The 1,233-nt window shown below is 37.9% G+C and carries 1 protein-coding gene; it reads right to left on the minus strand.

Features of this window, described 5'->3' with window-relative positions:
• Positions 1-1,233, minus strand: a 1,233-nt coding sequence (locus tag Q4Q40_RS24010) for a condensation domain-containing protein (RefSeq protein ID WP_303304595.1), incomplete at both ends; no start/stop codon positions are given.

Here is a 1,233-nt window from a genome sequence, read left to right on the forward strand (position 1 = left end):
CTCCTTAAATAAGGCCGTACAATACTCTACCTCTAAGGAAATACCTGAAGCTGTCTCACTTGCCGTAAAAGTTAAATCGAACTGTGACGTACTTCCTTCGAAATAATAGGGTGATAAACGTAATGAGTCTAAAGATAACTCTGCTGCCTCTGGATTATTCTGTAACTCGAACATTACCTGAAATAATGGGCTTCTACTCATATCACGTGTCGTAATAACACGATCTACTACTTTCTCAAATGGGGTCTCCTGATGCTCATAGGCACTTAAGGTTGTTTGCTTCAATACCGATAAAAAACTACTGAAAGAGGTTTCTGGGTCTAAGTCACTTCGTAAGGCCAAGGTGTTTACAAAAAAGCCTATCAAATCCTCTGATGCTGACTCCGTACGATTGGCGATTGGCGTACCAACACAAATATCTGATTGTCCACTGTATTTATATAATAAAACCTTAAAGGCTCCTAGTAACAACATAAATAAGGTTACTCCTTCTTCTTTACTTATTCTTATCAAATCTTGACTAAGGCATTCTTGGAAACTAAAGGAAATACTACTCCCTTTTGTGCTCTGAATAGATGGACGAAGATAGTCTGTTGGCAATAACAATGGAGGCGTTCCTTTTAAGGTGGCATCCCAATACGATAATTGATTTTCTAAAACGGAACCTTCTATATAACGTCGTTGCCAAATTGCATAATCTGAATACTGAATCGGTAAAGCTGCTAATTCAGAACCTTTTCCTCTCTTAAACGAATGATATAAACTCGTAAATTCACGAACCAAAATACCATTGGACCAGCCATCACTTGATATATGATGAAAAACTCCGCATAAAACATATACATCTTCACCTAAATCGTATAAACACATGCGAAGCATATAATCCGAGGACAAATCAAAAGGTCTTGAAATAAAATCAGATAATTGTGACTCTAATGCCTTTGCTGTTATAGTTACTTTGGTCAACTCCCAATTCTCTGAAGCAATAACCCGTTGGTAGCCTTTCCCTTCTTCTGTATCAATAACGGTTCGTAGGATCTCATGACGGGATATAATCTCACGAAAACTTGATTCTAGATCGACTATTGATAAAGCGCCTTCTAGTTTTAAAACTACTGGCATGTGATATTGAACACTGCCTTCTAACTGATCGATAAACCATAGGCGTTCCTGACTGAAGGACAAAGGTATTTTACCTGTTTTGGGCTCTGATACAATCGCAGGTAATACATC

Origin of the sequence: Flavivirga jejuensis (assembly GCF_030540765.1) — a bacterium.
Lineage (GTDB): Bacteria > Bacteroidota > Bacteroidia > Flavobacteriales > Flavobacteriaceae > Flavivirga > Flavivirga jejuensis.